At 41.4% G+C, this 6,290-nt stretch carries 2 tRNA genes and 3 rRNA genes; all 5 read left to right on the forward strand.

What is annotated here, in order from left to right:
- Positions 1 to 350 precede the first annotated feature (350 nt).
- The 5 genes from CAMP5121_RS07880 to rrf all read left to right on the forward strand — a co-directional run bounded on the left by CAMP5121_RS07880 (position 351) and on the right by rrf (position 5,882).
- Positions 351 to 1,864 (forward strand): 16S ribosomal RNA (locus CAMP5121_RS07880).
- Positions 1,865 to 1,959: 95 nt separating this feature from the next.
- A tRNA-Ala gene (locus CAMP5121_RS07885) sits at positions 1,960 to 2,035 on the forward strand.
- Positions 2,036 to 2,043: 8 nt separating this feature from the next.
- Positions 2,044 to 2,120, forward strand: a tRNA-Ile gene (locus CAMP5121_RS07890).
- A 457-nt stretch (positions 2,121 to 2,577) separates the two neighbouring features.
- A 23S ribosomal RNA gene (locus tag CAMP5121_RS07895) occupies positions 2,578 to 5,485 on the forward strand.
- Positions 5,486 to 5,765: 280 nt separating this feature from the next.
- A 5S ribosomal RNA gene (gene rrf, locus CAMP5121_RS07900) occupies positions 5,766 to 5,882 on the forward strand.
- The 16S, 23S and 5S rRNA genes sit together here with 2 tRNA genes alongside, the layout of an rRNA operon.
- Positions 5,883 to 6,290 lie beyond the last annotated feature (408 nt).

Consider the following 6,290-nt stretch of genomic DNA (forward strand, 5'->3'; position numbering starts at 1 on the left):
ACCCCCCCCCTTTTTTTTTCAACCATAACTTACACACTTACACCACCATAATAACAAATATAAACTCACCCTAAAACAAATTTCTTTAAATGTCTAATTATGTTAATAAAACTTTAAGCTTTTATTGCTATAATTTCATTTCCTTTTTAAACGAAAGGGTTTTAAAAAGCTAAGACTTTTTGTCTTAATTTTTTAGTATTTGTTCTTTAAATTATTAATATTGTTAATCAAATCTTATAGTCAATCTTTGAAATCTAAATAAGTGATCGATTGAGCCAGAAAGATTTATTTTTAAATCTTAACAATCAACTTTTTCTTTGAAGAAAAAGATTAAACTTATCCAATTATTTTTTATGGAGAGTTTGATCCTGGCTCAGAGTGAACGCTGGCGGCGTGCCTAATACATGCAAGTCGAACGATGAAGCTTTTAGCTTGCTAGAAGTGGATTAGTGGCGCACGGGTGAGTAAGGTATAGTTAATCTGCCCTACACAAGAGGACAACAGTTGGAAACGACTGCTAATACTCTATACTCCTGCTTAACACAAGTTGAGTAGGGAAAGTTTTTTCGGTGTAGGATGAGACTATATAGTATCAGCTAGTTGGTGAGGTAATGGCTCACCAAGGCTATGACGCTTAACTGGTCTGAGAGGATGATCAGTCACACTGGAACTGAGACACGGTCCAGACTCCTACGGGAGGCAGCAGTAGGGAATATTGCGCAATGGGGGAAACCCTGACGCAGCAACGCCGCGTGGAGGATGACACTTTTCGGAGCGTAAACTCCTTTTCTTAGGGAAGAATTCTGACGGTACCTAAGGAATAAGCACCGGCTAACTCCGTGCCAGCAGCCGCGGTAATACGGAGGGTGCAAGCGTTACTCGGAATCACTGGGCGTAAAGGGCGCGTAGGCGGATTATCAAGTCTCTTGTGAAATCCAACGGCTTAACCGTTGAACTGCTTGGGAAACTGGTAGTCTAGAGTGAGGGAGAGGCAGATGGAATTGGTGGTGTAGGGGTAAAATCCGTAGATATCACCAAGAATACCCATTGCGAAGGCGATCTGCTGGAACTTAACTGACGCTAAGGCGCGAAAGCGTGGGGAGCAAACAGGATTAGATACCCTGGTAGTCCACGCCCTAAACGATGTACACTAGTTGTTGGGATGCTAGTCATCTCAGTAATGCAGCTAACGCATTAAGTGTACCGCCTGGGGAGTACGGTCGCAAGATTAAAACTCAAAGGAATAGACGGGGACCCGCACAAGCGGTGGAGCATGTGGTTTAATTCGAAGATACGCGAAGAACCTTACCTGGGCTTGATATCCTAAGAACCTTTTAGAGATAAGAGGGTGCTAGCTTGCTAGAACTTAGAGACAGGTGCTGCACGGCTGTCGTCAGCTCGTGTCGTGAGATGTTGGGTTAAGTCCCGCAACGAGCGCAACCCACGTATTTAGTTGCTAACGGTTCGGCCGAGCACTCTAAATAGACTGCCTTCGTAAGGAGGAGGAAGGTGTGGACGACGTCAAGTCATCATGGCCCTTATGCCCAGGGCGACACACGTGCTACAATGGCATATACAATGAGACGCAATACCGCGAGGTGGAGCAAATCTATAAAATATGTCCCAGTTCGGATTGTTCTCTGCAACTCGAGAGCATGAAGCCGGAATCGCTAGTAATCGTAGATCAGCCATGCTACGGTGAATACGTTCCCGGGTCTTGTACTCACCGCCCGTCACACCATGGGAGTTGATTTCACTCGAAGCCGGAATACTAAACTAGTTACCGTCCACAGTGGAATCAGCGACTGGGGTGAAGTCGTAACAAGGTAACCGTAGGAGAACCTGCGGTTGGATCACCTCCTTTCTAGAGTACAAACTGATAAGTCTCACAACTATCAGTTCATATATAGACTCAATCATCCTTGTTTAGATTTCAAAGATTGATGAAAAGCTAATTTTGGGGAATTAGCTCAGCTGGGAGAGCGCCTGCTTTGCACGCAGGAGGTCAGCGGTTCGATCCCGCTATTCTCCACCATTTATTAAGGGCCTATAGCTCAGCTGGTTAGAGTGCACCCCTGATAAGGGTGAGGTCACAAGTTCAAGTCTTGTTAGGCCCACCATAAAAAAAGATTTGTTTATCAATTCTAAGTTAAAGTTTTAAAACTTAAAGCAAGTATATAGCTAATAATAAAGCAGTAAATAAAGTAAAATACTTTATTGTCTATGTTTTTAAATTATTTAAACTATTTATATATACTTCCTTTAGGTTTTAAGACCTAAGCTAAATAAATAATAGAATATTTTATATATTAGATTAATTATTTAATGTTATTTGAATTATCATTGTTAAGAGTCACAAGCAAGTTTTAATAAAAACAATTTTACAGGACTTGTTAAAGGATAAAACCTAGCTATCTTTTCTTTAGCTTTTAGTTAAAGACAAGTTTTAAACTCACAGCTTAGTGAGGCTAATTTATTTAGTTTTATTAAGTGTTTAAATGCTTTCCGTCTTAAGATAGTAAAGTCTTATCATAAAAACTTTAACAAGGAAGTGATGCGTTTTAGAATGAATTTAAAAGGTAAGCTATTAAGAGCGAATGGTGGATGCCTTGGCTGGTAAAGGCGATGAAGGACGTACTAGACTGCGATAAGCTACGGGGAGCTGTCAAGAAGCTTTGATCCGTAGATTTCCGAATGGGGCAACCCAGTATATAGAGATATATACTACCATAATGGAGCGAACGTAGGGAATTGAAACATCTTAGTACCTACAGGAAAAGAAATCAATAGAGATTGCGTCAGTAGCGGCGAGCGAAAGCGCAAGAGGGCAAACCCAGTGCTTGCACTGGGGGTTGTAGGACTGCAATGTGCAATAGGTGAGGTTAGTAGAACACTCTGGAAAGTGTAGCCATAGAGGGTGATAGTCCCGTATACGAAAACCAAACCTTAGCTAGCAGTATCCTGAGTAGGGCGGGACACGAGGAATCCTGTCTGAAGCTGGGTCGACCACGATCCAACCCTAAATACTACTACCAGACCGATAGTGCACAAGTACCGTGAGGGAAAGGTGAAAAGAACTGAGGTGATCAGAGTGAAATAGAACCTGAAACCATTTGCTTACAATCATTCAGAGCACTATGTAGCAATACAGTGTGATGGACTGCCTTTTGCATAATGAGCCTGCGAGTTGTGGTGTCTGGCAAGGTTAAGCACACGCGAAGCCGTAGCGAAAGCGAGTCTGAATAGGGCGCTTAAGTCAGATGCTGCAGACCCGAAACGAAGTGATCTATCCATGAGCAAGTTGAAGCTAGTGTAAGAACTAGTGGAGGACTGAACCGATAGGCGTTGAAAAGCCCCCGGATGACTTGTGGATAGGGGTGAAAGGCCAATCAAACTTCGTGATAGCTGGTTCTCTCCGAAATATATTTAGGTATAGCGTTGTGTCGTAGTATAAGGGGGTAGAGCACTGAATGGGCTAGGGCATACACCAATGTACCAAACCCTATCAAACTCCGAATACCTTATATGTAATCACAGCAGTCAGGCGGCGAGTGATAAAATCCGTCGTCAAGAGGGAAACAACCCAGACTACCAGCTAAGGTCCCTAAATCTTACTTAAGTGGAAAACGATGTGAAGTTACTTAAACAACCAGGAGGTTGGCTTAGAAGCAGCCATCCTTTAAAGAAAGCGTAATAGCTCACTGGTCTAGTGATTTTGCGCGGAAAATATAACGGGGCTAAAGTAAGTACCGAAGCTGTAGACTTAGTTTTACTAAGTGGTAGGAGAGCGTTCTATTTGCGCCGAAGGTATACCGGTAAGGAGTGCTGGAGCGAATAGAAGTGAGCATGCAGGCATGAGTAGCGATAATTAATGTGAGAATCATTAACGCCGTAAACCCAAGGTTTCCTACGCGATGCTCGTCATCGTAGGGTTAGTCGGGTCCTAAGTCGAGTCCGAAAGGGGTAGACGATGGCAAATTGGTTAATATTCCAATACCAACATTAGTGTGCGATGGAAGGACGCTTAGGGCTAAGCAAGCTAGCGGATGGAAGTGCTAGTCTAAGGTCGTAGGAGGTTATATAGGCAAATCCGTATAACAATACTCCGAGAACTGAAAGGCTCTTCAAAGTCTTCGGACAGCGAGGAGAATTGCTGATGCCGTCGAGCCAAGAAAAGTTTCTAAGTTTAGCTAATGTTGCCCGTACCGTAAACCGACACAGGTGGGTGGGATGAGTATTCTAAGGCGCGTGGAAGAACTCTCTTTAAGGAACTCTGCAAAATAGCACCGTATCTTCGGTATAAGGTGTGGTTCGCTTCGTATTAGGATTTACTCCGAAAGCGAAGAAACTTACAACAAAGAGTCCCTCCCGACTGTTTACCAAAAACACAGCACTCTGCTAACTCGTAAGAGGATGTATAGGGTGTGACGCCTGCCCGGTGCTCGAAGGTTAATTGATGGGGTTAGCATTAGCGAAGCTCTTGATCGAAGCCCGAGTAAACGGCGGCCGTAACTATAACGGTCCTAAGGTAGCGAAATTCCTTGTCGGTTAAATACCGACCTGCATGAATGGCGTAACGAGATGGGAGCTGTCTCAAAGAGGGATCCAGTGAAATTGTAGTGGAGGTGAAAATTCCTCCTACCCGCGGCAAGACGGAAAGACCCCGTGGACCTTTACTACAGCTTGACACTGCTATTTGGATAAGAATGTGCAGGATAGGTGGGAGGCTTTGAGTATATGACGCCAGTTGTATATGAGCCGTTGTTGAGATACCACTCTTTCTTATTTGGGTAGCTAACCAGCTTGAGTTATCCTCAAGTGGGACAATGTCTGGTGGGTAGTTTGACTGGGGCGGTCGCCTCCCAAATAATAACGGAGGCTTACAAAGGTTGGCTCAGAACGGTTGGAAATCGTTCGTAGAGTATAAAGGTATAAGCCAGCTTAACTGCAAGACATACAAGTCAAGCAGAGACGAAAGTCGGTCTTAGTGATCCGGTGGTTCTGTGTGGAAGGGCCATCGCTCAAAGGATAAAAGGTACCCCGGGGATAACAGGCTGATCTCCCCCAAGAGCTCACATCGACGGGGAGGTTTGGCACCTCGATGTCGGCTCATCGCATCCTGGGGCTGGAGCAGGTCCCAAGGGTATGGCTGTTCGCCATTTAAAGCGGTACGCGAGCTGGGTTCAGAACGTCGTGAGACAGTTCGGTCCCTATCTGCCGTGGGCGTAAGAAGATTGAAGAGATTTGACCCTAGTACGAGAGGACCGGGTTGAACAAACCACTGGTGTAGCTGTTGTTCTGCCAAGAGCATCGCAGCGTAGCTAAGTTTGGAACGGATAAACGCTGAAAGCATCTAAGCGTGAAGCCAACTCTAAGATGAATCTTCTCTAAGCTCTCTAGAAGACTACTAGTTTGATAGGCTGGGTGTGTAATGGATGAAAGTCCTTTAGCTGACCAGTACTAATAGAGCGTTTGGCTTATCTTATTTAAGCATCACTTCCTTGTTAAGGTTTTTAATAAAGCTTTGAGTGTTTTTATATGAAAACTACATTAGCTTATAAAATCTTACAAGTAAAGTTTATATTAGAACTTGCTCTTAACATTGTTTTTTAAGTATTCTAAAACAGTAAAGTGATTTAGTTTAATAAAACATATAAATATAAGAATAAGATGAAAGCTAAAAATAAAAATAATGATTTTTTATATCTAAATCTTATTGATTGCTTTTATTATGCTATATTAATATAGAATATTTAAATAACAATGTCCGTGATTATACAGATGTGGAGACGCCTTGCTCCATCCCGAACCAAGAAGCTAAGCACATCGTGGGTGATGATACTACGCCTTACTGGCAGGGGGAAAGTAGCTCATTGCGGACTTGTTAATTCTCTTATTATTCTTACTTTATATATAATCTTATGTTTATTTTTATTGTTAGTTATTAAATTGGTTTATTTTTGGATTGGTTTAACTTTTAAATTAGTTTATTTTTTTAATTATTATTGATTTTTATTTTTAAATTTTTATGGTTTTTATTTGGTTGTTTAGTTGGTTGTAAGTGATTTTTTAATTTCTAGTTTTTAATTATTTATTTTTTTATTAGTTTATAAATTTTTAGTTTTATATGCTATTTAGTTATATTGTGAAAATTTCTAATTAGTTAGTATTGATTAGATTAGATAGGGTATTTATTGTTATTTTTTATTATTTTATAAAATTTAGTTTTATATGTTGTTTTTGCTATTTATTAGTTATTCTATTTTATTTTTGAATTTTTATGGTTTTAT

The organism is Campylobacter sp. 2352 PW (assembly GCF_024723575.1).
Classification (GTDB): Bacteria; Campylobacterota; Campylobacteria; order Campylobacterales; family Campylobacteraceae; genus Campylobacter_D.